This is a genomic window from Rhodococcus sp. NPDC057297 (assembly GCF_042667435.1).
In the GTDB taxonomy this organism is placed as follows: domain Bacteria; phylum Actinomycetota; class Actinomycetes; order Mycobacteriales; family Mycobacteriaceae; genus Rhodococcoides.
The window spans coordinates 1-24,816 of record NZ_JBHUZE010000011.1 but is presented as its reverse complement, the minus strand read 5'-3'; the positions used below and the strand labels follow the sequence as shown (position 1 = coordinate 24,816).

Genomic DNA, 24,816 nt, shown 5'->3' with positions numbered 1-24,816 from the left:
TTTCGGTCGGATTCACGACGACACACCCACCGTGCTTCGGATGTCCGATACCGATGCGGGCGGCTTCGCAACCGGTCGCAGCGAAGCGGACAACCTGGTTCTGCGCAGGCTCAGTGCATCGAGCACGTAGTTCTGACGCATACGCCACGGGTGGCGCTTGCCCTGTCCCGGAAATGCGTCGATCGAGCGCTGAACGTATCCCGACGCGAGGTCGAGCAACGGCTGTCGAGCCACGTCGTCGCCGGTGTGCGGCGCAACAGCACGCACGCCGGTTCGATCCATGTAGCGCAGTACTTTGCAGACCATCTTCGACGTCAACTCGGCTCGCAAAGTCCACGACGCGTTGGTGTAACCGATGCAGATGGCGAAGTTGGGAACCCCGGTCATCATCGTTCCCTGCCACACGACTTGGTGCGACAGCGCTACGGGTTCCCCGTCGACGATCAACGACATCCCACCGAACGCGCGCAGTTGCAAACCGGTTGCCGTGACCACGATGTCGGCGTCGATCGTCGTACCTGATTCGAGTGAAACACCGCCCGGTACGAATGTGTCGATTCGATCGGTGATCACCGACGCATCACCCTTTTCGATGGACTTGAACAGGTCTGCGTTCGGCACGGCGCACAACCGTTGATCCCATGGGTTGTACGACGGCGTGAAGTGCTCGGCGACAATCTTCTCGTCACCCAGGATCCGGGTGCTCAGATCGGTCAACAGCTTCCGCGCGGCGGCGGGTCGTCTTCGGCAGAACTGGTAGAACCCGATCCCGAACAGGATGTTCTTGGTTCGAATCAGACGGTGGGCCGGCCCGGCCGGGAGGACCGCGCGAACACGATCGGCGAACTTGTCGCGAGAGGGAACCGGACTTATCCAGGTGGGCGACCGTTGCAGCATCGTCACTCGAGCTGCGTCCTTCGCCAAGGAGGGAACCAAGGTCACTGCGGTCGCACCCGAGCCCACGATAACGATCTTCTTGTTCGTGTAATTGAGATCCTGCGGCCAGAACTGGGGGTGTACGACAGTCCCCTCGAAGTTTTCCAGGCCTGGCAACTCGGCGTTGTACGGGTTGTCGTAGTCGTAGTATCCAGCGCACGAGTAAAGGAAATTGCATCGGAGTGTCTCGGAGCGAGTGCCGGTATCGTCGCTCTTCTCGATGATCAAGGTCCACATCTGTTCGACACTGGACCACCGAGCTTCCACCACCTTGGTGCGGAAACGGATGTTCTGGTCGATTCCGTGGATTCGAGCGGTATCTGTGATGTAGTGCAGTATCGACGCACCATCAGCGATCGATTTTCCCTCGGTCCACGGTTGAAATTCGTACCCGAGTGTGAACATGTCCGAATCCGATCGGACCCCTGGATAGCGGAACAGATCCCATGTTCCGCCGATGGACTCACGAGCCTCGAGGATCGCATAGGTCTTGTCCGGACATTCGGTCTGCACTCGATAGCCTGCGCCGATACCCGACAAACCTGCACCCACGATCACCACGTCGACGTACGACTCGACCGTCCTCGCATCGCTCTTTCCCATCACTCCAGTCTGGCGCGTACCAGGTCGGTTGACTTGACACCACACGACAACTATTTGACTCTGTACGACATGGCGTTGATCAGATCGGCCGGTTTGCGTGGCTTTCGGTCCACGGTCGCCGAGCTAGGCGGTGACGCAGATCGCTACGCCGCGGCACTCGATGTTCCGGCTGCAGCACTCGACACCGACGACCTTCTGGTGTCGGACTGGTCGGTAGCAGCGCTGCTGGAACGAGCTGCCACCGACCTGCATTGCTCCGACCTCGGCCTTCGAATAGCGCGCCGTCAGGACCTGGGAATGCTCGGCCCTCTTGCGCTGGTCATTCAGAACTCCCCCACCATCGCTGACGCACTCGAGTGCACCTCTCGCTACTTGTTCGTACACGGCGAATCGCTGAGTGTGAGCCTCGAGGAAGATCCGCTCGGAGTAAGGGGCGTCAGTGCACTCCGCTATGGGTCTACCGAAGGTCTGCCCGCTCCGGTGCAGGGAACGGACCTCGGCCTCGGTTTCATCCACCGCGCGATCGTGTCGTTGACGGGCGGACCCTATGGTCTCCGTAGTGTCGAATTGCCGTACGTACCTGCGGCGTCGCTTGAAGTGTACGAGGCCTATTTCGGGGCACCCGTGAACACAGGTGGTGCCGCTGCGCGTCTTCGGCTACCGACGAGTCTGCTCCGAACGTCGCTGGACGGCGCGGACCCTCATCTACGGCAGCTGGTGTTGGCCTTCATGCTTCAGCAGGCAACGAATTCGGAGTCGGACGACGTAGCACCTCGAGTACGCTCCACCGTCACCTGTTCACTGGGGACGACAGTCCCCGACGTCAGTTCCGTCGCTCACGTGTTGGCGTTGCATCCGCGGACACTTCAACGCCGGTTGGCCGCGGAGGGAACGTCGTTCGGGTCGATACTCGACGAGTGCCGCCGCAGTGCAGCCCGCCGCTACCTGGCCGGTACCGACCTCCCTTTCGGGCAAGTTGCCTCGCTGCTCGGCCTTTCCGAGCAGTCTGCTCTCACGCGCTGCTGCCGACGCTGGTGGGGACTCACTCCAACAGCTGTTCGCCGGGGACGCGCCACGAAGGAAGCCGCGTTCTAGCCGACTGCGAAGACACTGTGCAGCAGGCCTGCAGGATCAAAGGAATTACATTCGTTCGGACAACTGATCCGATAGACGGGGGTTGCCCCCCCTGTCGAACCGAACCCCTCACAGTGGACGGCTGCGATGCGCTGTCCGGCAGCCTCTTTCGTAGTCGCCATAATAACGCGGTACACGATAGTCGGTAATTCGATTCTGCAACAACGCATTCGACAGGATGCGATCACTCTGCGCACACACGGTCACCCAAGCGCCGGTGACACCTCCGAAACTCTTCGAACAACGGTTTTCCGATCGCAGGCGTTGCCACCCCAGCGTGACGACCATATTCTGGCGACGTTGTAGCTGACGATGTTGTGGCTGACGATGTCGTGAGGACCGACCCCACGCCGTCTGTGCACGCGAAGGGATTTGCTCATGATGTCGGTAACTCACAGCCGGGATCGGTGCCCACACCCGAGGGCGCCGCGGCGATACGACGAGATCATCGCGTGCCGATTGCGACCCATCCCATACACGCCACACCTGATTGGTGACTTGACGGAAACCTGGTCTGGACCTCGTTCCTTCATGTAAGGATCCCTTACATGAAACGGTCCCGATACCAATCCGACACGATTCGACTCGTGGTGTCCACCGCCGCGACGATGACCCTGATCGCGTCGCTGAGCATCGTCACAGGGTCCACCGCTGCCGCTGACCCCGCACGGACCGAGACCCCGTGGACGTCGAGCTCCCCGGTCGACGGTGTCGTCAGCACCGAGATCACGTTGCGCGTTCCGCTGCCCGCCGAGGTGGCCCCGCACCCAGATCGCTGTGACACCCTGTCCTACCTTCGGTGGCGCTCGTCCTCGGGACCGGAGGACTCCGCAGCAGCAGATCGCATTCTCGTCGCACAGCCGGGTGTCTTCGAAGGTGCGGGCGCATTCGACAGCGTCGCGCGCAACACCGTGGCAGCCGCGGCAGCCGAAGGCAACTCGGTCGAGTTCTGGGCGCTGGACCGTCGATCGAATTGTTTGGAAGATCACCACGGAGTTCAAGCCGCTCTCGAGACCGGTGATTTCGACACGGCCGCGAACTACTACTTCAGCGGTCAGGAAGTCGACGGCAGAACGTTCGCCGGATACGCCGATGGAGCGGACACGCAATGGCTCGAAAGCCAGGGGCTCGAACAAACATTGAGGGACCAGTTCGACATCCTCAGGCTCGAGTTACCGGATCCCACGACGCGGAAAGACAAGGTGCTCTGCGGCGGGCACTCGCTCGGCGGATTCCTCACCGGATACTTTGCGGAGTGGGACTTCGACGGTAATGCCGCCACCACCGACGATGCCGGGTACAACCAGTGCGGCGGATATTTCGCCCTCGACACCGTCATCAAGGCCGGAATGCCCGCGGTGGGCGGACCGGATCTCGGTGAAATACCCCCCTTCTTGGCGGGGCCGCTCGAGCAGGCGTCACTTGCACTCGACTCGGCCTACCCGGTGCTCCGCCTCCCGGCCGTCATCAATCCGGAAACTACGAACCTCCTTGCGCTGGCAGGCCTGGCTGCGACATTGGATCCGGATGGGGTCAACGCCCTGCTCGACCGGGCGCCGAACAACACCAACATCGATCTGACTCGTCGCACGCTGCTGTCGCAGGACGCCGCGATGGCAATCACAGGTACTCCAGATGTACGAGACCTCGAGGTCACCAACGAAGCCACAGTCGGGGCCCTGCTCGACGACAATTCGCAGCCCCTCGGATTCCTGCAATCCAGCATGGGATTCCTTACCGGAGGACCGGTGGTCGACAAGTCGTTCCCGCTGCCGTCCTCGATAGCACTCGGCGACAGCGGAAGTGGCGCTTTCGGCGACGCGCACAAAGCATCACCGTCGGTTTTCGGCGACCCGGACATCACCTATCGGTGGCTGGACTACGACGAAGTCGGCACCGAAGCATCGCTTCCGAACGAAGGCGATTACACAAACCGAGCGAGCGAGGTCTCGTCGATCGCCGAGGTCGCACGCAGCCTCAGCGAACCACCCCTCGATTTCACCGAGTGGTACTTCCCCTCACGATTGAACTTCGACCTAGGCCAGACGGCCGCCCCGTCCATCGCCGCGCACCACCTCCACCCGGATGGCGTCAGCCGGAATCCGATCGTCACCTTCCACGGTGGCGGCGGTATCTCGTTGCCCGAGTCGAACAACCCGACAGACATTCCCATCGTCCTGCCCGGGTACAACCACATCGACGTTCTGACGGCCGCGCCGGTCCAGAACAACGGCCGACCAGAGGTTGTCTCCACGACACTCGCCCGGTTCGCAGCCAACCCCTCTGCCGGTGGTCGCTAGTTCAGGAACCGTCGAGCGGGACACCGAGCGCACGACGGCATTCGGTCAGAGCATCGCGCAGCCCGTTACGCTTCTCGTCGGACAAATCCGACAGCATGTGTTGCTCCAGCGCTCTGACTCCACCGTCGCATCGTTCCAGGAGTAATCGACCGGCGTCGGTCAGATCGACGAACATTCGACGCCGGTTCGATTCATCTGCGCGCCGCGAGACCAACCCCTTGGACTCCAGAGTGGTGACCATCTCGCCCATCGTCTGCGCTGTGACGAAAGAGTTTCTTGCCAGTTCGGCCGACGACACACCGTCGCGGCGAGCCAGTACGGTCAATGCCGTGTACTGCAGCACGGTGACCTCCATCGGCCTCAGCAACTCGTCCAGGCGAGCACGCACAGCCAACTCGAGCTGCTTGACGACGTAGAACATCGTCGGTGGTTCGGTGTCGACCACGACCGCGCCGGCTTGCTTTACCGACTTCCGGTTCTTGTTCACCATCGGCACGATACCGTCGACGTCCGAAACTCCAGGAGACCGATGAGCACACGCCCCCCTCTTCTACTGCTGCACGGAGTCACCATGTCCGCTGCAGCCTGGGACACCGTCGCGCCGTTACTGGACGACAGATTCGATCTGATCGTTCCCACGGCACTCGGGCATCGCGGCGGCCCGCCGGTGCAAGGACGAGCAAGCATCGGCGCCTTGACCGACGCAATCGAATCTTTGCTCGACGAGCTAGGACTCACCAAGGTCCACATCGCTGGAAACTCGATGGGTGGGTGGATGGCCATCGAGCTGGCACGGCGCGGTCGCGCGAGCTCGGTATGCGCTCTCTCCCCCGCCGGAATCTGGGAACCGACCGCGAAGCCGGGTCGTAGCCGAGTCACATTGATGCGAACGAAGAAGATGGCCGACGCCACACGTCTGCTCACCCCCTCGCTCATGCGTTCCGGGCTGCTTCGTCGAATAATCCTCGGAAACATTGCGCTGCACGGTAACCGGCTCACTGCGAAACAAGCGAGGACCTCTTTCTACGACCTGGTGGCGTGTACAGCGGCCGAGGACCTCTTGACCACAAGCGAATACATGCAGCCATTCGTCGATCTCCCATGTCCTGTCACGGTCGCATGGTCGGAGGGCGACCGCATCTTTCCGCCCCACGAGTTCGTCCCCACCGCGCGCAGGCGCCTACCGGCCGCACACTTCTCGATCCTGCCCGGCGTCGGCCACGTTCCGATGATCGACAACCCTGAGTCCGTCGCCCAGGCAATCGTCGACTCCATCGATGGACCGGTCACCTGACATCACCGCCTGGTCCTACCTTGACCCACGTCGCGCACCTCGAGGTGACGGTTGCAGCCACCGTCGAGGTGGGATGGATACCGAACCGAGTGTTTTCTACTTGTATCCGTCACCGATACGCGCGGAGTATCTCTCAATTCCCCGAACTCGTCACAGATGACATTCACGGCATACGACGGCGCACCAACGAACGCAGGCGGCATCGACGATTGGTGACGTCCCCGCAGCCCACACACGAAAAAGCGGCCCCGGATTTTTCCGGAACCGCTTCTGAACTTCACTTCTGTGTCGGGCTGACAGGATTTGAACCTGCGACCACTTGACCCCCAGTCAAGTGCGCTACCAAGCTGCGCCACAGCCCGCCGCGCCGGTTAAGGCGCTCGATGAGATTACCCCAGCCCCACCCCTGACACGAAATCGCCTGGTCAGGGGTGGGCGGAGAGTCTATCGGCGGTTGTTGCCCTTGCCCGGCCGTTCGCGCTTTTCGCGGATACGGACCGAGACACGGACGGGGCTGCCGTCGAAGCCGAACTCTTCACGCAGACGCCGCTCGATGAACCGGCGGTAGCCGGCCTCGAGGAAGCCTGTGGTGAACAGAACGAATGTCGGCGGACGGGTGGTCGCCTGGGTGGCGAACATGATTCTCGGCAGACGCCCACCACGCATCGGCGGGGGCGTCGCGGCGACGACCTCCTTGAGCCAGTTGTTGAGCCTGCCGGTGGGGATTCGCTTGTCCCAGGACTCGAGAGCCGTCTCGAGGGCAGGAACAAGCTTCTGCACGGCCCTGCCGGTGTGCGCGGAGATGTTGACACGCTGCGCCCACGGCACCCGAGCGAGATCGCGATCGATCTCCTTCTCCAACTGCAGTCGACGGTCCTCGTCCACGAGGTCCCACTTGTTGAACGCCAGCACGAGCGCACGGCCCGCGTCGGCGACCATCGACAGAACACGCAGATCCTGCTCCGAGATGACCTGTGACGAGTCGATGAGCAGGATTGCGACCTCGGCGGCCTCGATGGCCGATTTCGTCCGCAGCGACGCATAGAACTCGGCGCCGCTGGCATGGCTGACTCGCTTACGCAGACCGGCCGTGTCGACGAAACGCCATGTCTTACCACCCAATTCGACGAGCGAGTCGACGGGGTCGACGGTGGTGCCTGCAACGTCGTGTACTACGGATCGCTCGTCGCCGGACAGCTTGTTGATCAGCGACGACTTGCCGACGTTGGGTTTACCGACCAAGGCAACTCGTCTCGGACCGCCGCCGGGAATACCTTCGCGGGGCGTCTCCGGGAGCGCTTCGAGAACGCGATCGAGCAGATCGCCGGTGCCGCGGCCGTGCGTCGCCGACACCGCATTCGGTTCGCCGAGGCCGAGCGACCACAGCGACGCGACCTCGGACTCGGTGCGTCCGTCGTCGACCTTGTTGGCCACCAGCAGCACCGGAGTCTTCGAGCGGCGCAGCACACGCGCAACCGCTTCGTCGGTCGTCGTCGACCCGACGCGTGCGTCGACGACGAGCAAAATCGCGTCAGCGGTGTTCATCGCCAACTCGGCCTGGCGCGCAACGGACTGTTGCAGTCCCTTGGCGTCGGGCTCCCACCCGCCGGTGTCCTGCACCAGGAACCGACGTCCGGCCCAGTTGGCCTCGTAGGATACTCGGTCTCGCGTGACGCCGGGGATGTCCTCGACAACTGCTTCGCGTCGGCCGATGATGCGGTTGACCAGCGTCGATTTTCCGACGTTCGGTCGCCCGACCACTGCCAGGGTCGGCACGGCAACGGCTTCTTCGCCCTCGGCGAACTCGTCACCGTCGAGGAACTCCCACTCCCCCTCGTCACTCCAGGTGCCGTCGCCTGCAGCCTCGGCTGCGTACAAATCCTCGGTCACTGCTTCACTCCAGTTCTGTCGTGCACAACCTGGAGCAACGCGTCGATGACGCCGTCCATGCCCAGATCGCTGGTATCCACGATCACGGAATCCTCGGCAGGCCGCAACGGAGATACGGCGCGAGTGGAATCCGCGTGATCGCGGCGTTGGACGTCGGCGAGCACGGCCTCGTAGTCGTCGACTCGTCCCTGAGAGATGTTCTGTTTGTTGCGCCGATCCGCCCGTGCTTCCGGCGACGCCGTCAGGAAGACCTTGACGTCGGCGTCGGTCAACACGACGGTCCCGATGTCGCGACCCTCCACAACGATCCGCGGAAACGACGCCGAGATGTCGCGCTGCTTCTGCACCAGGAGCTCACGCACCCGAGGAACGGCCGACACGGCCGAGACCGCCTTGGTGACGGCCTCGCCTCGGATCTCCTCCGAGACGTCCTCACCTGCAAGAGTCACTGCCTCCGCCGCGGGGTCGGTGCCGATGTCCAGAGGAAGCGTCGCGACGACGTCGGCCACCTTCTCCGAATCCGTCGGATCGATTCCGGCGCGCAGCACCCACACCGTCGCCACGCGGTACATCGCACCGGTGTCGAGGTACCGAGCGTCGAGTTCCGTGGCGAGCTTGCGCGAGACCGTCGACTTACCGGTTCCCGACGGCCCGTCCATGGCAATGACCAGGCCGTCGATGCCGAGATCGTCCATCACAGACCGACCGACTCGTAGAGCTTGCCGACCTCGCCGCGTCCCAGCACACGCAACGTGCCGGGACGCTGGTCGCCGAGAGCAACGTTGCCGACGTCGGTGCGCACGAGGCGACCGACCGGGAATCCGACCGAGTCGAACAGGCGCCTGACGATGTGCTTGCGGCCCTCGTGCAGGGTGACGCGCACGAGTGACAGGCCGTTGGAGATGTCGAGGAGCGCGAACCCGTCGACCTTCACCGGACCGTCGTCGAGGGTGACACCGGCTTTGAGCTTCTTGCCCAGATCTCGCGGGATCGCGCCGAACAACGTTGCCAGGTAGGTCTTCGACACCTCGTACGACGGATGCATCAGGCGGTGAGCAAGATCACCGTCGTTGGTGAAGAGCAGAAGCCCCTCGGTATCGGCATCGAGACGTCCGACGTGGAACAGTCGCTGCCCTGCCTGCACCCGCTCGGAGACGATGTCGCCGACGCACGGGCGTCCCAGATCGTCGGACATGGTGCACTGCCATCCACGCGGTTTGTTCATCGCGAGGTGAACGAGTTCTTCCTTCACCACAATGCGTGTGCCGTCGACGCGGACGATCGCGACGTCCGGATCGATCCGGATTCCCTGCTCGGTGACGATGCGGCCGTCGACCTCGACGCGACCGTCGGCGATCAGTTCTTCGGCAGCCCGGCGCGATGCGACACCGGCCTGAGCGAGCACCTTCTGCAGACGCACACCCTCACCGCGCGGGACGTGACGCCGCTTGGCGTCGGGTTCGATGTACTGGTGCTTCGCGGGCTTCGCGTTGGAAATGGTGGTCGACGGAGCCTGCTTCTTCTGCGGCTTCGGTGGCTTGGGCCGAGAGGGCTTCTTGCGCGGCACGGCGTCGTTGCTGCGATCGTTGATGCCGTTGTCGACCGGCTTGTTCTCGAAGGGTTTGCGCTGGTCGACGCCTTTGCGCGGGACTGCCTTGCGGGGCCCTCCGGCGCGGGGTGCATCCTCCCTGCGTCGGTTCTCGCGCGGATCCTCCGACCGTCCGGTCGTCGGCTTCCTACGCGGAGCCTGTCGTTTGTTCCTGTCCGGTGTGCCATCACGGCGAGCGGGCTTGTTCACTTCTTTACCTATCAGTCGTCCGAGTCGAGCTCGGCTACCGGATCGGGTTTCGATCCGCGGTTCTTGGTGGAGCGGGTAACTCTCGGGTCGGTATCCATGCTGTCACTGATCTCGTCGATCAGGTCCACTCCCGGCAACAACGGCGCCAGCGGTGGCAGATCCGTGAGCGAAGCCAGACCGAGCCGTTCGAGGAACAACTCGGTTGTGGAGTACATGGTTGCGTTCGATTCCGGATCCACTCCAGCTTCCGAAATCAGTCCGCGAGCGAGCAACGTGCGCATCACTCCGTCGACGTTGACCCCTCGCACGGCGCTGACTCGCGCGCGGGTCAACGGTTGACGATATGCGATAACGGCGAGAGTCTCCAATGCCGCGCGTGTGAGCTTGGACCGAGCGCCGTCGAGAAGCAGCCTCTCCACGTACGGCGCGTACACCGTGCGCGTGTAGAAACGCCAGCCGTCACCGGCGTATCGGAGATCGATTCCGCTGCGTCGTTCGGTCAGATCCGCGGACATCCTCTGCAGAATCGGCTTCACGCGTCCGACATCGCTCCCGACGGCCGACGCCAACTGCTCGTTCGATGCAGGCGAATCCACCACCAGCAGGACGGCCTCCAGAGCCGAGACGAGCGTGGCGTCGTCCAGCTCGTCCGTCTCCTCCGCAGACTCCACGTCGAGCGGCTGTTGCTCATCCATAATCCACCGCCGAGACCAGAACCTGCCCCGACTTCTCCTTACCCGTCCACGTCACCAACAGCTCACCCAACGGTTCGGGCTGCTCGAACGCCAGAACCTGCTCGCGAAACAACTCGAGCAGCGCGAGGAACCGCGCGACGATCTCCACGGTGTGTTCGCACCCCTCGGTCAGCTCCGAGAACGGCGTCCATGCGCCCTCGCCTTTGCTCTCCAGCCGTTCCATGACCCACTTCGCCTGCTCGGGAACCGACACCGAGTGCTGGTGAATGTGATCGAGACCGACCTTCGGGATCGGCTTCGGACGGAAGGCAGCCGCCGCGATGTCCGCGAATCGAGCTGCATCGACGCCCAACAGCACCTCGGGGATCAAGTCTGTGTAGCGGTCCTCCACGGACACCGACCGCGGATACCGGCGCAGGGCTGCTGCCTCGAGCTCGCCGAAGAGCTGGGCAACCTGCTTGTACGCCCGATACTGCAACAACCGCGCGAACAGAAGATCGCGCACTTCGAGAAGAGCAAGATCCTCGGCGTCCTCGACGTCACCCGACGGCAGCAGCCTCGCCGCCTTTAGATCCAGCAGAGTCGCCGCGACGACCAGAAACTCAGTCGTCTGATCGAGGCCCATCTCCTTGCCCAGGCTCTTGGTGAAGGAGATGAAATCGTCGGTGACGGTGTGCAGCGCGACTTCGGTGACGTCCAGGCGATGCTGACTGATCAGCGTGAGCAGGAGATCGAACGGCCCCTCGAAGTTGAGCAGCCGAACACGAAAACGCGACGGGTCCTCGTTCTCGGGTACTTCGATCGGCGTGGTCTCGGTGGCGGTGTCGGTCATCGGTTACGGACCGGAACGGTAGATGACCTCACGGGCCAACGACCGATAGGCTTGTGCACCAGATGATTTGGGCGCCCACGTAGTGATCGGCTCGCCGGCGACGGACGTCTCGGGGAACCGGACCGTCCGAGTGATCACCGTGTCGTAGACAACGTCGCCGAACACCTCGACGACACGAGTCATGACCTCACGCGAATGCAGCGTCCTCGCGTCGAACATCGTCACCACGATGCCGGCGAGCTTCAGCCGCGGATTCAGCCTGTCGCGCACCTTCTCGACGGTGTCGTTGAGCAGCGCGAGACCGCGCAGGCTGAAGTACTCGCACTCCATCGGAATCAGCACCTCGTCGGCGCACGTCAATGCGTTGACGGTGAGCAGACCCAGCGACGGCTGGCAGTCGATGAGCACGTAGTCGTATCGATCGAGCACCGGGTGCAGAACGCGACCGAGCGTCTGCTCGCGGCCCACCTCGGTAACCAATTGAATTTCCGCGGCGGACAGGTCGATGTTGCTCGGCAGAAGATCCAGATTCTCCACCCGCGTACGCATCAGGACGTCGTCCGCGGAGATCTTCGGCTCGACGAGCAGGTTGTACACAGTGAGATCCAACTCGTGGTGCGCGACGCCGAGGCCGGCCGACAATGCACCCTGCGGGTCGAGATCGACGAGCAGGACACGCCTGCCGTAGGCGGCGAGCGACGCACCCAGGTTGATCGTCGACGTCGTCTTGCCGACGCCGCCCTTTTGATTGCACATCGCGATGATCTTCGCGGGACCGTGCTTCGCCAAGGGCTGGGGATCGGGAACTTCCCTGGTCTTACGACCGGTGGGGCCTAATTCGGTTGCCGCAGGAATGGTTTCTCTCGTCTCACGGCTGGTGTCGGGCTGACGCGTATGGAACAACGCGCCGTCGTTGTGCGGATGCTGGGGCGTGAGGCCGTCGGGAGTGGCCTCGTAGCTTCGATACGACGAGTCACTCGCCGGAGCCGAGTGTGTGGCCGGTGCCGGCGGAGCTGGAGGCGTAGGGGTCGCCTCTTCCCAGGTCGTCTCCGAGCCAGACTCCGCCGCTGGCGGCCACGGTGTCGACACGTCTCCAGCGCTCCCCTGTCCGTTCGTACTTTTCGATTCTTCCTTCGCGACTGCTGTCCAACGCTACCGCGTGCTCGGTCGACACCTCCGCCGGACACGCGCAAAGCACGTCACCGGGAGCGTGGATGCGCCTCCGCCCACACTTCACGAAGCGTGTTGACGGTGACCAGGGTGTAGATCTGCGTCGTCGTCACCGATGAGTGCCCGAGAAGCTCCTGAACGACGCGCACATCCGCACCGCCGTCCAGCAGGTGCGTCGCGAACGAATGCCGCAATGTGTGCGGGGAGACCGCGGTGGCGATACCCGCCCGTTCCGCCGCCGTGTGCAGCACCTGCCATGCACTCTGCCGTGACAACCGACCGCTCCGAGCATTGAGAAACAGCGCAGGAGTCGCCTTCTTCGCCAGCGCCGGGCGACCCCGCACGAGATACGCGTCGACGGCGTCGACCGCCGGACGGCCGATCGGTACGACGCGCTGCTTGTCGCCCTTGCCGCGCAGAAGTACCGCACGGTTGTCGGTGTCGATGTCGTCGACGTCGAGACCCACGGCTTCCGAGATACGAGCGCCCGTCGAGTAGAGCAACTCCAGGAGTGCCTTGTCCCGCAGCCCTCTCGGAGCGTCAGGACCGCCCGTCGTCGCAGCGTCGAGAATCGCGATGACCTGATCCAGCGGAAGCGACTTGGGGAGACGACGACTGGGCGTCGGCGGCTTGACCGCGCTCGCCACGTCGACGCGGGTGAAGCCTTCGAGTGCCGCGAACTTGTGCAGCCCGCGGACCGCGATGAGGGTGCGCGCGGCCGAACTCGCAGCGAGAGGTGGAAACTCGTCTCCCCCACGTCGGAGCTCGATGACGAACGCTGTGACGTCGTGTTCGCCGACGGCTCCGAGATCCTCGATGTGATGCCCGGACAGGAAGGCCTCGTACCGCCGAAGATCCCTGCGGTACGAGGACAGAGTGTTCTTCGCAGCGCCGCGCTCGACCTCGAGGTGATCGAGATACGCGGATATCTGCTTCGCCAGCACCCCTGACCTATCCGTGAGAACGCTTCCGCAGCTCGAAGGTCGTCGGAAGATCCGGCCACGGGGCATCGGCGGGCCGCAGCGGCGTCGACCCAGCCCTGGACGCTGCCAAGGCGAGGATCCCCGATACCGCGGAGGCGTTGATGAACTCGCCGGACAGGGCGCGTTGGACGGCTTCGGTCAGCGGGACGAATTGCAATACCAGGTCGGCTTCTTCGTCCCGTGCTTCCGGACGGTCCACCTCGGACAGATCCTCCGCGAGGAAGATCCGCACACACTCGTCGGTGAAGCCCGGCGACGCCGTCACGTCGACGAGCACCGACCACGTGTCCGCGGCAAGACCGGTCTCCTCGGCCAGTTCGCGCTTGGCAGCGTCGACAGGTGGCTCGTCGAGCTCGTCGAGCAGACCGGCAGGCAGCTCCCACAGGCGCCGACCGATCGGGTGACGGTACTGCTCGATCATCGCCACGCGGCCGGACGAGTCGAGTGCCACGATCGCCACAGCGCCGTGATGCTCGACGACCTCGCGCTCGGCCACACGTCCGCCCGGCATCTCGACCTGGTCGAGCCGAAGCGCCAGAATTGCACCCTCGTACACGGTTTTGGTTGCGACGGTGGTGAACTCGTGGCGCCCCTGCGGACCCGAGCCGGATTCCGAAGTGGTCATCCGACGCTTTCGGTAGTGGCACCGGACACCGGGAACTCGGAATCCTTGGTGGCCTCTTCACCGTGCACATCCACCGGAAGGCGCTCGGCGGCCTTGTACTTCAACGCCGCATTGATCAGCGCCGCGAAAAGCGGATGCGGACGCGTCGGGCGGCTCTTGAGCTCGGGGTGAGCCTGCGTACCGACGAAGAACGGATGCACCGACGCGGGCAGCTCGACGAACTCCACGAGGTGGCCGTCGGGCGAAGTCCCACTGAAGACCAAGCCGCTCTTGGAGATTCGGTCACGGTAGGTGTTGTTGACCTCGTAGCGATGACGGTGACGCTCGGACACCTCCGTCGAACCGTACGCACCGGCCACGACAGATCCCTTGTTCAACTTCGCCGGGTAGGCACCCAGACGCATCGTGCCACCGAGATCGGCCTCACCGGCGACAGCATCCTCCTGGTCCGCCATCGTCGAGATGACGGCGTACTTCGTGTCCGGCTCGAACTCGGCCGAATTGGCGTCGGTCAAGCCCACCGATCGAGCCGCCTCGATGACCATGCACTGCAACCCGAGGCACAACCCCAACAGCGGAACCTTGCGGGTCCGCGCGAACTCGATGGCTCCGAGCTTTCCTTCGATACCGCGAATACCGAACCCACCGGGAATCAGCACCGCATCGACGTCACCCAACGCAGCCTGCGCACCGGCCGGCGTCGAGCATTCGTCGGACGGCACCCACTTGATCTCGACCTTCGACCGATGCGCGAAACCACCGGCGCGAAGCGCCTCGGTGACCGACAGATAAGCGTCGGGAAGATCGACGTACTTTCCGACGAGGCCGACGCGCACCGTCTCGCGGGGCTCGTGAACACGCTCGAGGAGCCCGCCCCACACCGTCCAATCGACGTCGCGGAACGGAAGCCCGAGTTTACGGACCACGTACGCGTCCAGACCCTCTTTGTGCAGGACCTTGGGAATGTCGTAGATCGACGGAGCGTCGGGAGTGGAGATGCAGCCGTCGACATCGACGTCGCACATCAGCGCGATCTTGTTCTTGAGGCCCGGAGGGACCTCGCGATCGCACCGCAGGATCAACGCATCCGGCTGAATACCGATGCTGCGCAGCGCTGCGACCGAGTGCTGCGTCGGCTTCGTCTTCAGCTCACCCGACGGGGCAAGAAACGGAACCAGCGAGACATGCAGAAAGAAGACGTTCTCGCGACCGACGTCGTGACGGACCTGGCGAGCGGCTTCGAGGAATGGCTGAGACTCGATATCGCCGACGGTGCCGCCGATCTCGGTGATGACCACGTCGGGCTGATGCCCCTGCAGATCCGGGCCGTTCATCGCGAGGATGCGGCTCTTGATCTCGTCGGTGATGTGCGGGATGACCTGAACCGTGTCGCCCAGGTACTCACCGCGACGTTCCTTGGCGATGACCGCCGAATAGACCTGACCGGTGGTGACGTTTGCGAACCCCGAAAGATCGCGATCGAGGAACCGCTCGTAGTGGCCGACGTCGAGGTCCGTCTCCGCGCCGTCCTCGGTCACGAAGACCTCGCCGTGCTGGAACGGATTCATGGTGCCCGGATCCACGTTGAGGTAGGGATCGAGCTTCTGCATGGTGACGCGAAGGCCACGTGCGGTCAGTAGCTGCCCGAGGCTCGACGCCGTGAGGCCCTTGCCGAGCGAAGACGCGACGCCTCCGCTGACGAAGATGTGCTTGGTGTCAGATCGCGACTGAAGGCGTGACAATGATGCTCCCGTGACCAATCTGCAGGGCTTGCTCCTGCCAGAGAGCTGGCAAGAGAGGTACTACGTCCATAATGGGCCTGCTACCCACGGGTCTTCACGGTAACACCACTACGGCCGTTCACGCGAACGACGCGCCACTTCTGTGCTGCGAGTTACCGCGCTGGAGCGCCCACCGTCACTGCCGTCGAATTGGCCCCGGTGCCGTACCGCCCCGCCGCACCGTCAAGTTGTTCCTGCAACGCGAGGGTTGTCGTGATGCGCCCTGCCTCTCGGTCGACGTTGTCGACCGTGCTCACACCCGTGGACAACGCCGAGTCGGCGCGCACGACCGCAACGGGCCCGTTCCCGTTCGCTGCTCCGGTGCGACCCGCCAGAACCGTGCCTGCTCCCCTGGCGTCGAGCCCGCCGGCGAACCTGGCGACGATCGCACCACGATTGCCGTCGCCGTCCTCGGAGCTACCTCCGGTGACGACGACAGCGAGCTGAGCCGGTGCAACGGCACCGTTGTCGTACGCGATGAACCCGCCACTGCGCAGCGTCTCCAGAGCCAGCGCCAACTCCTCGGGGGTGGACTGGGGCTCGGCGGTCTGCGCGTTCAGCAGTAACACCGAACCGAGCAGATCACCCGCCATGCTGCCCTGATCCACTGCACCCGTGCGCAATTGAATTCCTGCAGGCACCACGTTGGTCAGCCGCGTCCGTAGATCGTCACCGCTCGCAGCGGAGACGAACGAATCGGTGAGCGACACCCGGCCCGTCACCGCGGCGCCGGACGCCTCGATGGACCGCGTCACGCCGTCGACGTCACCCGGGTCCGCGTCGGGAGTGGTGATGACGACGACGCTCCTGTCGAGCAACGCGTCGCGCACCACGCGACCGGACACCGCAGCATCGAAACCGTCCGCGGAGTTGAGCTGCTCACCGAGCTGATTGTTGGTGTCCTGCAGCGTACCGACCTCGTTCTCGAGGTCGGTCTTGTCATCGCGTAGACCCGAGACGAGGCCGCTCGACAGCAACCCGGAACCGAGAACCACTCCGATCGCGAGAGCAACGAAGATCGCCGCGATCGAAATGGCATGTTGACGCATCGAAATCACGCGAGCAGCCCCTGAACCCACGTCGCGAACTGATTCCAGAGGTTCACAGCCCAATCGAGCACGTCGCCGCCCATGTTGGACACCACCAAAGCGACGATCACCGCAACCAGAGCCGCAAGAATCAGCAGAGCGATGGCCCCGCCGGAGACGCGACTGCGATACAGAGTCGCAACGGCTTTGGCGTCCACCAACTTCGCGCCCACCTTCAGTCGGGTCATGAAGGCCGCGGGATTGGTGTTGCGACGACCGCGGTCGAAGAACTCGTCCAGACTTGCCGGGCTACCGACGGTGACGATCAACGACGCCCCGTGGTGGTCGGCCAGCAGCAGTGCCAGATCGGCAGGCGCGCCCGTCGCCGGGAACGTCATCGCGCCGATGCCCAGATCCTGGATACGCTCGAGACCGTTGGCATGACCGTCCGAATCGGCAGGAAGGACCACCTCTGCGCCGGACTTCAGCGTCTGCGCGGTGATCTCCTCCGGATCGCCGACGATCAAATCCGGGCGGTGTCCCGCCTTCATCGCGGTGTCCGCGCCGGCTCCGACGCCGATGATGATCGGCTGATACTCCTTGATGAACGGCTTGAGATTCTTCAAATCCTCGGCGTGGCCTGGACCGTCGGCCACCACGACGACATGGCGATCTTGCAACACGATGTCGATGTCCGGCACACCGACACCGTCGATCAGCAGCGGACTCTCGGTGCGGATGAACTCGATCGTGTTGCCCGAGAACGCCTCGAGATGGTCGACCAGTCCGGTCTTGGCCTCGATCATCCGATCGGAGATCTCGGCTTCGCTCTGCTCCTCACCTTTGGCGAGGCGGCGGTCGCCGGTGTAGACGCCACCATCGTTCAAGCGGATCTTCGACCCGTCCTTGATCTTCTTGAACACCTCGGCGCCGGCCGAGTCGATCAGGGTGATGCCGTTCGCGACGATCACCTCGGGGCCGAGATTGGGATACCTACCCGAGATCGACGGGGAGGCGTTGACGACCGCCAGCACACCCGCCGAGACGAGCGAATCCGCCGTCAACCTGTCCAGGTCGAGCTCGTCGAGCACGACGATGTCCCCTGGACCGACGCGTTTCAGCAGCTTGGCAGTGTTGCGATCGACCCGGGCGATACCACTGATTCCGGGCAGCGAATCCTGATTGCGTGACAGCAGAGCCGGCATCTTCATGGGATCCATGATGACGCCGACCACACGCCCGACGGTGGAGGCGCGCCGAACCAATTACCACACTGGTCACATCTGCACCAGCAGGAGTGGAGCCTGCAGGAATGACCGGGAGGCAGGAGTGGAGCCTGCAGGAATGACCCGGAGGCAGGAGTGGAGCCTGCAGGAATGACCGGGACCGGGCTTGCGGCGGTTATTTTTCTCGGTCGGCGCGGGCGGTGGCGAGCAACTCTTCTGCATGAGCGCGACCGGTTTCGGTGTCGTCCAGACCGGCCAGCATTCTGGCCAGCTCGACGACCCTTTCCGACGAGGACAGCGTTTTCACGCCGCTGTTGGCGGCGCCCTTCTTCGAGTCCGCTTTGTCCACCACCAGATGTGTGTCGGCGAAGGCGGCTACCTGAGGCAGGTGGGTGACGACGATGACCTGGTGTGTCCTCGCCAGGCGAGCCAGCCGCCGTCCGACCTCGACCGCTGCCCGACCGCCGACACCGGCATCGACTTCGTCGAAGACCATGGTGGCGCCCTTGTCGGACCCCGCCAACACGACCTCGAGCGCCAACATCACGCGGGACAGTTCGCCGCCCGAGGCACTCTTGCTGATCGGCAGCGCCTGAGCACCGTCGTGCGCGGACAGTTTGAATTCGACCTCGTCGACACCGCTTGCACCGGCATGGAGCTCGGTACCGTCGACCGACAGCGGCGCGGTGTCCTGGGGGCCGGCGGGGATCGTGCGCAGATCGAGCTGCAATTTGGCCTTGCCCATCGCCAGGCCCGCCAGCTCCACACTGACTGCTTTGGCCAGCTTGGAGGCTGCCTTTGCTCGCGCAGCCGTCAGTTTGCTCGCCGCCGCGGACACATCTACCGCAGCGGAATCGACCTTCGCGGACAACTCGGACAGAGCGTCGGCCGACACATCGATCTTGGACAGACGATCACGCGCCTCGTCGGCCCACGCGATGACACCGTCGACATCCGCTGCGTACTTCCGAGTCAACGACTTCAGCTCGGACTGACGGTTGAGCATCGTCTCGAGCGCGGACGGATCGGACGGTAGGTCGGAAAGGTAGCTCGTGATGTCCGCGCCGATATCGGTGACCAACGCCAACGCGTCGTTCACTCGCGGCAGCAGATCGGTCAACGTGGTGTCGTCCGTCTGTTCCAGCCTTGTTCTGGCCTCGCCCAGCAGATGAAGAGCCGAGATGCCGTCGCCGACGTCGTCCGCGGCCCCCACCAACGCTGCGCCGGCGCCTTCAGCGGCTTCGCGCAGCGAATCCAGGTCGCCGAGCCTTCGCACGTCGGAGGCAATGGTGACGTCCTCGCCCATCTCAGGCGCGATGGCATCGATCTCCTGCAGGCCGAACTGCAACCGGTCGGCTTCCTGTGCCAGCTCGCGGCTGCGCTCGGTGCGGTCGATCAGTTCGGTTCTGGCAGCGAGCCACTCGGTACGTGCGGTGCGATATTTCTTCAGCGGCGTGGCGACCGAGTCACCTGCGAACCGGTCGAGCGCATCGAGCTGACGGTCTGCTCGGAGCAGCCGCAACTGATCGTTCTGGCCGTGGACGGTCAGCAACGAATCGGTGAAGCCGGACAGGATTGCTGCCGGGACACTTCTGCCGCCGAGGTGGGCACGCGAGCGTCCGTCCGCGTTGACGGTCCGCAGCGCGATGATGGAGTCGTCTTCATCGCGCTGCGCCCCGGCCGATTCGAGCACACGCTCGACCTCGTCGACGACCTGTGCCGACGCGGTTTCGGTGCTGAACCTGCCCTCGACGACAGCACGATCGGCGCCGAGACGCACCCTGCCTGCGTCGGCGCGGGCACCGGACAACAAGTGCAGGCTCGTGACGACCATTGTCTTGCCCGCACCCGTTTCACCGGTCAGGACAGTGAGGCCTTCGTGGAACTGTGCGCTTGCAGTTGAAATGACTCCGAGGCTGTCGATTCGAATCTCTTCGAGCATGCTTACCTCGCTCTCCCCCGCCATCCTGATGTAGGTAGCGCGAACTTGGTGACCATCCGATCGGCGAACGGCGCCGAGTCCAGGCGAACCCATCGAATCGGCGTGCCCCCACGGATGACTTCGACGCGGCCGCCGGCAGGCAACTTCATAGTTCTGCGTCCATCACAGAACACCAGCGCGTCGTGCCCGGCGGCATCCGTTTCCACCGCGATGAACGACTCCGGACTGGTCACCAGAGGACGCGCGAACAACGCGTGCGCATTGCTGGGAATGACCAGAATCGCCTCCAACTCGGGCCACACCACCGGGCCGCCCGCCGAGAACGCGTAGGCCGTCGACCCCGTGGGCGTCGCGATCAGCACGCCGTCGCAGCCGAACGCGGAGACGGGACGGTCGTCGACCTCCAACACGACCTCGAGCACACCGAGGCGTGAACCGTTCTCGATACTGGCCTCGTTCAACGCCCAGCCGCGCTCGACCACCTGGTCGCCGACGCGTATCGCGATGTCCAGCGTCATACGCGGCTCGACGCGGTACTCCCGACTCACCACTCGTGTGAGTACCTCTTCGAGATTGTCGGCCTCCGCTTCGGCAAGGAATCCGATACGTCCGAGATTGATCCCCAACACCGGAATGTCCGCGCTGCGCGCCAGTTCCGCAGCGCGCAGGAACGTGCCGTCTCCGCCCAGCACAAGCACCAGCTCGCAGCCCGCGGCGGCGTCGGGACCGAACTCGACGACCGAGAGTTCGAGGTCTGCACCGAGTGTCACGTCGGTACCGGTGGGACCGACTGCCTCGATGCGCGACGAATCAACCTCGTCCAACAACACGCGCAGGCGAATGCCCGCTTCACCCAGTACCTTCGCGACCCGCCTGGCGGTGTCCGCGATCTCGCGACGACCCGGATGAGCGACCAGCAAGACCTCGCGCACCGGAGTAGTCGCCGGAACGAAAGTCATTGTGGGCCCTCCTCGACCGCGCGTTCTACCAAGGCCTGCACATCAGCATCCGCAGCAGGTTTCTGCACGGACGAGTGCGATCGTAGCCACAAAAAATACTCGACGTTGCCCGAGGGACCGGGAAGCGGACTCGCCGTCACGTCCCGTAGCGACAAGTTCAGCTCGGCAGCTGCTCGCGCCACGTCGACGACCGTCTCGATGCGCAGCTGCGGATCACGAACGACACCGCCGGATCCGACGCGGTCCTTGCCGACCTCGAACTGCGGCTTCACCATCAGCGCCAGGTCCGCGTCGGGCGCAGTGCACGCCACGAACGCAGGCAACACAAGTTTGAGCGAGATGAACGACAGATCCGCAACCACGACCTCGACACGACCGTCGATGGTGTCCGCATCGATGGAACGCACGTTGGTTCTATCGACGACGTGAACCCGCTCGTCGGACTGCAGGCGCCACACGAGTTGGCCGTATCCGACGTCGACCGCGACCACTTCCTTCGCGTTCTTGCTCAGCAGCACATCGGTGAACCCGCCCGTCGATGCCCCTGCATCGAGGCACCGTTTGCCCGCGACCGAGAAGCCACCTCGTTCGAACACCTCCAGCGCCCCGAGCAGCTTGTGCGCGCCTCGGGACGCCCACTGAGTTTCGTTGTCGGTTTCGGACACCAGCAGCGGCGTTCCGGCCTCCACAGCAGTAGCGGGCTTCGTCGCGACCGTCCCTGCGATCTTCACTCGCCCGCCGGCAATCAGCTCCACCGCGTGTTCTCGCGAACGCGCCAAGCCTCGACGAACGAGCTCGGCGTCGACGCGTGCGCGCCGTGCCACGTCAGCTCTTGTCCACGGAGGAGAGCGCATGCACGAGAACATCGTGCGCACGTCCGAGGATCTGCGCCTGCACGTTCAGATCCATCGGGGCGTCACCCTCGTCCGGAAGCCGGTCCAGCAAAGCGTCGACTTCAGACACGACCTCGCTCGGGTCGACATCGGGGGTCGCTGAGTCCTGCGGGCGGTGCTGCCCTGGAAGTGGAATCGACGTGCTCATCGACGCTAACGCTATCGGATAGGTCCGACGTGTGTCCGAGCGCCCGACGCCGGATCGGTTACGTCAGCAGTCGAGCAAGCGCGTCTGTCCCGGCCCCGTCGACCTTTACGGTGGTCCACGCTCGGTCCGAGCGATACGCCGCATCAGCAGCAGTCAGGAGTCCGTCCAGAGGGTCCGGCGCGCCGGCTCCCACATACGTCACGACGAGCAGGCCGTCTTCGACGCCAGCAGACCATCCGTCCTTCGTTCCGACCCGAGACCTTTCGGAGGAGACATTCAGGACGTCCAGATCGAAGCCGATGTGAGTCGGCCTCTGCGACGGTTCAGCACGCACCGCATCCAACGCGCTGCTGACACCGGTCAGGACCAGTAGTGACGGAATGCCTATCGTGCACGCCCCGGCGATGTCGGTGTCCAGCCTGTCACCGACGACAAGCGGGCTCGTAGCCTCACTCAAACGAATGGCGTCCTGCATGATGGGCGCCGCCGGCTTACCCGCTACCAACGGTTCACTACCGGTCGCAGTACGAACGGCAGCCACCATCGAACCGTTGCCGGGCGCAAGGCCTCGCTCCGTCGGCAGGGTCGCGTCGGTGTTGGTGGCCACCCATACGGCACCTCCACGAATGGCGAACGCGGCTTCGGCAAGCATGCCCCAATCCGTTGCCGGATTGTGCCCCTGGACAACGGCAGCAGGCTCACCCTCTGATCGGCGAACAGGACTCAGACCGACCAGCGAAATCTCCGCCGACAAGGCGTCCGTGCCGACCACGACAACGGTCGAACCGGCAGGGACACGCTCCGCCAGCATCCGAGCAGCGACCTGCGCACTCGTCACCACGAACTCTTCGGACGTGTCGAACCCGAGCTCCACCAGATGATGCGCGACGTCCGCCGGCGACCTGCTCGCATTGTTGGTCACGAAGTACTGCTTCTCGCCGCTCCCTGAGTGCTCCGAGGCACCGCGGAGGTACTCGACCGCTCCAGAAATTGGATCGTTGCCCTGATAGACGGTGCCGTCCAGATCGAGCAACAGAACGTCGTGCTGAGACCTCAGAACCGAATCGGTGGTCACTGCCCGGACAACTCCTCGACACGCTCCTCGGCGTCTGTTTCTCCATCGACGTCGGCAGCAGCGGCATTGAGGAACCACTTGACGCCCTCGTCGACGCGTCCAGCTGCAACCAAAGCATCGGCGTACACGTAGAACAAGCGAGCAGCTGCGGTACCCGACCGCGATGCATCCAGATCAGGAGTCTGCAATGTCACGACGGCCTGGTCGAACTGACTCAGATCCATACGCGCACCGGCCACGACGATGCGGAGTTCCGACGCCGCCTCACCGGTCAGCTCCCGTGCTTCATCGCTTCGACCGAGTTCGATAGCGCGCTCAGGGCGACCCAGCCCTCGCTCACAATCCGCCATCACGGCGAGATGCCCCGGCCCTCCAGCCATACGCCGAGCGGCACGCAGCTCGGACAGAGCCTCGGCCCACTCACCCGCGTGGTACGCCGTCACACCCGCGGTCTCGCGGACCACGGCGATTCGTCCTGCTCGCTGACGGGCAGCACGAGCGTGCTGTAGCGCAAGCTGCGGATCATCGTCGAGCAGCCGACTCGCCATCACGAGGTGCCGTGCAACGGCAGTCGCATTGTTCTTGTCGAGACTCAGCAGATCACGACGGATCGCCGGCTCGAGCTGACCCGCCTCGACCTCGTCGGGCAGATCCGGCTCCTCCGGACGCGGCGGACGCCTGTCCGCGGGTCCGCTTGCCCTGCGATCACCCGAGAATCCGCCTTCACCGCCCCGACGACGAGGAGGCCCGTCGGACCTACCTCCGCCGCCCTCGCCTCGACGAGGATTGCCTGAACGGCCTGCGCCACCACCGGAACGGCCCCGCGAGTCGTTCGAGCGAGGGTTTCCGTCACCACGGAAGGAGCGGCGGTCGTTGCTGTCTTCCGGCACAACGGGTCCTTTCGATAAAGAGTTCAAGCTCTGCGTCGGTGAACCGACTCTGTCATCCAAACAGAGAGTCGGCTCAAAACTGAAAAAAGCAGACCCCAGGTGTGGGTTACGCAACTGAATACGCCCGCCGACCAGAACCAATGAGCATCCGCCCACAGTGCTTCGGACCTCTGGTTTCGTACTGGGCTTCCGGGTTCAAGGGCTCGATTCACCCTCGTGTTGTGTCCATATTCGGGGGGTGGGGTGTCGGTGATGGACGCTCGCCGTTGTGTCGGGTGCACGGCCAAGTGCTAGCACCTGGGTGAACGTCTGGCACGTGGGTGTGCGTCTGTGTCTCTGACTGGCGGAGGGGTGGTGGATTCACCCTCCTGTTGTGCGTGTGGGGGTGGTGTCAGCGCACATTCGGGGGGTGTTTTCGTGGAGGGTCGGGGTTCGGTGCGGATGCTCGCCGTTGTGTCAGGTGCTCGCCGTTGTGTCAGGTGCACGGCCAGGTGCTAGCACCTGGGTGAGCGTCCGGCACGTGGGTGTGCGTCTGTGTCTCTGCCCGGCGGAGATGGGTGGATTCACCCTCCTGTTGTGCGTGTGGAGGGGGTGTCAGCGCACATTCGGGGGGT

Annotated in this window: 22 protein-coding genes and 1 tRNA gene; 3 read left to right on the top strand and 20 right to left on the bottom strand. The window is 64.0% G+C overall.

Annotated elements, in window-relative coordinates; genetic code table 11:
- Window positions 1-12: 12 nt before the first annotated feature.
- Complete coding sequence (locus ACFULT_RS24545) at window positions 13-1,539, bottom strand: flavin-containing monooxygenase (protein ID WP_378482785.1); 1,527 nt, start codon at window positions 1,537-1,539, stop codon at window positions 13-15.
- A gap of 69 nt (window positions 1,540-1,608) precedes the next feature.
- On the opposite strand from ACFULT_RS24545, the gene ACFULT_RS24540 reads away from it, so the two are divergent.
- Both ACFULT_RS24540 and ACFULT_RS24535 read left to right on the top strand, forming a co-directional pair.
- Window positions 1,609-2,634: an AraC family transcriptional regulator gene (locus tag ACFULT_RS24540; RefSeq protein ID WP_037112696.1), complete on the top strand. Its 1,026-nt coding sequence runs from the start codon at window positions 1,609-1,611 to the stop codon at window positions 2,632-2,634.
- A 587-nt stretch (window positions 2,635-3,221) separates the two neighbouring features.
- Window positions 3,222-4,973: a hypothetical protein gene (locus ACFULT_RS24535; protein ID WP_378482784.1), complete on the top strand. Its 1,752-nt coding sequence runs from the start codon at window positions 3,222-3,224 to the stop codon at window positions 4,971-4,973.
- Between the two features lies 1 nt (window position 4,974).
- Here the strand turns inward: ACFULT_RS24535 and ACFULT_RS24530 are convergent, their stop codons facing one another.
- Complete coding sequence (locus ACFULT_RS24530) at window positions 4,975-5,460, bottom strand: MarR family winged helix-turn-helix transcriptional regulator (protein ID WP_378482783.1); 486 nt, start codon at window positions 5,458-5,460, stop codon at window positions 4,975-4,977.
- Between the two features lie 42 nt (window positions 5,461-5,502).
- On the opposite strand from ACFULT_RS24530, the gene ACFULT_RS24525 reads away from it, so the two are divergent.
- Window positions 5,503-6,267 carry an alpha/beta fold hydrolase gene (locus tag ACFULT_RS24525; protein WP_378482782.1) on the top strand — a complete coding sequence of 255 codons (765 nt, stop codon included), beginning with the start codon at window positions 5,503-5,505 and terminating at the stop codon, window positions 6,265-6,267.
- Window positions 6,268-6,555: 288 nt separating this feature from the next.
- Here the strand turns inward: ACFULT_RS24525 and ACFULT_RS24520 are convergent.
- The 18 genes from ACFULT_RS24520 to ACFULT_RS24435 all read right to left on the bottom strand — a co-directional run bounded on the left by ACFULT_RS24520 (window position 6,556) and on the right by ACFULT_RS24435 (window position 24,202).
- Window positions 6,556-6,629 (bottom strand) — tRNA-Pro (locus ACFULT_RS24520).
- 82 nt (window positions 6,630-6,711) lie between these two features.
- Complete coding sequence (gene der / locus ACFULT_RS24515) at window positions 6,712-8,157, bottom strand: ribosome biogenesis GTPase Der (protein ID WP_037112674.1); 1,446 nt, start codon at window positions 8,155-8,157, stop codon at window positions 6,712-6,714.
- Window positions 8,154-8,852, bottom strand: a complete 699-nt coding sequence (gene cmk, locus ACFULT_RS24510) for a (d)CMP kinase (protein WP_094721540.1) — start codon at window positions 8,850-8,852, stop codon at window positions 8,154-8,156. Before cmk ends, der begins: the two co-directional genes overlap by 4 nt.
- On the bottom strand, window positions 8,852-9,955 hold the full coding sequence (locus ACFULT_RS24505) for a pseudouridine synthase (protein ID WP_080733069.1): 1,104 nt from the start codon (window positions 9,953-9,955) through the stop codon (window positions 8,852-8,854). Before ACFULT_RS24505 ends, cmk begins: the two co-directional genes overlap by 1 nt.
- A gap of 11 nt (window positions 9,956-9,966) precedes the next feature.
- Window positions 9,967-10,650: an SMC-Scp complex subunit ScpB gene (gene scpB, locus ACFULT_RS24500; RefSeq protein WP_019667871.1), complete on the bottom strand. Its 684-nt coding sequence runs from the start codon at window positions 10,648-10,650 to the stop codon at window positions 9,967-9,969.
- Window positions 10,643-11,482 (bottom strand): ScpA family protein, encoded by an 840-nt coding sequence (locus ACFULT_RS24495; RefSeq protein WP_019667872.1) that lies wholly within the window; start codon window positions 11,480-11,482, stop codon window positions 10,643-10,645. Before ACFULT_RS24495 ends, scpB begins: the two co-directional genes overlap by 8 nt.
- A 3-nt stretch (window positions 11,483-11,485) precedes the next feature.
- Complete coding sequence (locus tag ACFULT_RS24490) at window positions 11,486-12,385, bottom strand: ParA family protein (protein WP_026348255.1); 900 nt, start codon at window positions 12,383-12,385, stop codon at window positions 11,486-11,488.
- Between the two features lie 296 nt (window positions 12,386-12,681).
- The gene (xerD, locus tag ACFULT_RS24485; protein ID WP_378482781.1) at window positions 12,682-13,596 is read right to left on the bottom strand and encodes a site-specific tyrosine recombinase XerD; all 915 of its coding nucleotides are present in this window, start codon (window positions 13,594-13,596) and stop codon (window positions 12,682-12,684) included.
- Between the two features lie 7 nt (window positions 13,597-13,603).
- Complete coding sequence (locus ACFULT_RS24480) at window positions 13,604-14,260, bottom strand: NUDIX hydrolase (RefSeq protein WP_037112682.1); 657 nt, start codon at window positions 14,258-14,260, stop codon at window positions 13,604-13,606.
- Window positions 14,257-16,002, bottom strand: coding sequence for a CTP synthase (locus tag ACFULT_RS24475; protein ID WP_037112683.1), 1,746 nt, complete (start codon window positions 16,000-16,002; stop codon window positions 14,257-14,259). The genes ACFULT_RS24480 and ACFULT_RS24475 overlap by 4 nt, the downstream gene beginning before the upstream one ends.
- A gap of 152 nt (window positions 16,003-16,154) precedes the next feature.
- Window positions 16,155-17,099 carry a copper transporter gene (locus ACFULT_RS24470; RefSeq protein WP_141216858.1) on the bottom strand — a complete coding sequence of 315 codons (945 nt, stop codon included), beginning with the start codon at window positions 17,097-17,099 and terminating at the stop codon, window positions 16,155-16,157.
- Window positions 17,096-18,280, bottom strand: coding sequence for a putative cytokinetic ring protein SteA (gene steA / locus ACFULT_RS24465; protein WP_378482780.1), 1,185 nt, complete (start codon window positions 18,278-18,280; stop codon window positions 17,096-17,098). Before steA ends, ACFULT_RS24470 begins: the two co-directional genes overlap by 4 nt.
- Before the next feature lie 190 nt (window positions 18,281-18,470).
- Window positions 18,471-20,237, bottom strand: coding sequence for a DNA repair protein RecN (gene recN / locus ACFULT_RS24460; protein WP_378482779.1), 1,767 nt, complete (start codon window positions 20,235-20,237; stop codon window positions 18,471-18,473).
- Window positions 20,238-20,239: 2 nt separating this feature from the next.
- Window positions 20,240-21,196, bottom strand: coding sequence for an NAD kinase (locus ACFULT_RS24455; RefSeq protein WP_037112688.1), 957 nt, complete (start codon window positions 21,194-21,196; stop codon window positions 20,240-20,242).
- Window positions 21,193-22,020, bottom strand: coding sequence for a TlyA family RNA methyltransferase (locus tag ACFULT_RS24450; RefSeq protein WP_378482778.1), 828 nt, complete (start codon window positions 22,018-22,020; stop codon window positions 21,193-21,195). The genes ACFULT_RS24455 and ACFULT_RS24450 overlap by 4 nt, the downstream gene beginning before the upstream one ends.
- Before the next feature lies 1 nt (window position 22,021).
- Window positions 22,022-22,237 (bottom strand): hypothetical protein, encoded by a 216-nt coding sequence (locus tag ACFULT_RS24445; RefSeq protein ID WP_037112692.1) that lies wholly within the window; start codon window positions 22,235-22,237, stop codon window positions 22,022-22,024.
- A gap of 58 nt (window positions 22,238-22,295) precedes the next feature.
- On the bottom strand, window positions 22,296-23,312 hold the full coding sequence (locus ACFULT_RS24440) for an HAD-IIA family hydrolase (RefSeq protein WP_378482777.1): 1,017 nt from the start codon (window positions 23,310-23,312) through the stop codon (window positions 22,296-22,298).
- Window positions 23,309-24,202, bottom strand: a complete 894-nt coding sequence (locus ACFULT_RS24435; protein ID WP_080733070.1) for a hypothetical protein — start codon at window positions 24,200-24,202, stop codon at window positions 23,309-23,311. Before ACFULT_RS24435 ends, ACFULT_RS24440 begins: the two co-directional genes overlap by 4 nt.
- Window positions 24,203-24,816 lie beyond the last annotated feature (614 nt).

What these genes read in the sequence shown, in the direction of transcription:
- recN (WP_378482779.1), bottom strand. Translation starts at nt 20,237, where the DNA reads ATGCTCGAAGAGATTCGAATCGACAGCCTCGGAGTCATTTCAACTGCA.
- ACFULT_RS24540 (WP_037112696.1), top strand. Translation starts at nt 1,609, where the DNA reads ATGGCGTTGATCAGATCGGCCGGTTTGCGTGGCTTTCGGTCCACGGTC.
- steA (WP_378482780.1), bottom strand. Translation starts at nt 18,280, where the DNA reads ATGAAGATGCCGGCTCTGCTGTCACGCAATCAGGATTCGCTGCCCGGA.
- ACFULT_RS24535 (WP_378482784.1), top strand. Translation starts at nt 3,222, where the DNA reads ATGAAACGGTCCCGATACCAATCCGACACGATTCGACTCGTGGTGTCC.
- cmk (WP_094721540.1), bottom strand. Translation starts at nt 8,852, where the DNA reads ATGGACGATCTCGGCATCGACGGCCTGGTCATTGCCATGGACGGGCCG.
- ACFULT_RS24495 (WP_019667872.1), bottom strand. Translation starts at nt 11,482, where the DNA reads ATGACCGACACCGCCACCGAGACCACGCCGATCGAAGTACCCGAGAAC.
- ACFULT_RS24455 (WP_037112688.1), bottom strand. Translation starts at nt 21,196, where the DNA reads ATGACTTTCGTTCCGGCGACTACTCCGGTGCGCGAGGTCTTGCTGGTC.
- ACFULT_RS24525 (WP_378482782.1), top strand. Translation starts at nt 5,503, where the DNA reads ATGAGCACACGCCCCCCTCTTCTACTGCTGCACGGAGTCACCATGTCC.
- ACFULT_RS24545 (WP_378482785.1), bottom strand. Translation starts at nt 1,539, where the DNA reads ATGGGAAAGAGCGATGCGAGGACGGTCGAGTCGTACGTCGACGTGGTG.
- ACFULT_RS24480 (WP_037112682.1), bottom strand. Translation starts at nt 14,260, where the DNA reads ATGACCACTTCGGAATCCGGCTCGGGTCCGCAGGGGCGCCACGAGTTC.
- scpB (WP_019667871.1), bottom strand. Translation starts at nt 10,650, where the DNA reads ATGGATGAGCAACAGCCGCTCGACGTGGAGTCTGCGGAGGAGACGGAC.
- ACFULT_RS24445 (WP_037112692.1), bottom strand. Translation starts at nt 22,237, where the DNA reads ATGAGCACGTCGATTCCACTTCCAGGGCAGCACCGCCCGCAGGACTCA.